At 57.5% G+C, this 426-nt stretch carries 1 pseudogene; it reads left to right on the forward strand.

The annotated features are described in order from the left end of the window. Nucleotides 1-426, forward strand: a pseudogene (locus tag KDH83_RS31735) (glycosyltransferase WbuB); the annotation flags it as partial.

Consider the following 426-nt stretch of genomic DNA (forward strand, 5'->3'; position numbering starts at 1 on the left):
CATGTCGTTCGTCTGGAATGGCTTGCGCCATTTTCCCCGCCAAGCCAAGGGCAAGTCGTTCGACGTCGTATTCGTCTTTTCGCTGTCGCCCATTACGGCCGCAATACCTGCGATCTATCTGAAATGGCGGCTGCGCAAGCCCATGGCCATGTGGGTGCTGGATCTCTGGCCGGAAAGCCTGAGCGCCACAGGCTTCATCAAGAACAAGTTCGTGCTGGGCGCAATCGGCATGATGGTCCGCTGGATCTATTCGTGCGCGGGCTTGATCATGGTGCAATCGCGCGCATTCATCGATGCGATCTCGCGCTATGCCGATCCTGCCAAGCTAGTCTATTACCCGAACTGTTCGCGCGACACGCCCACTGCATTGCCGGTCGACACACAAGTACCCCGAGCACTGCTGGACGAACTGGAATCGCACTTTTG

Source organism: Achromobacter sp. Marseille-Q0513 (assembly GCF_018195695.1).
Lineage (GTDB): Bacteria > Pseudomonadota > Gammaproteobacteria > Burkholderiales > Burkholderiaceae_B > Achromobacter.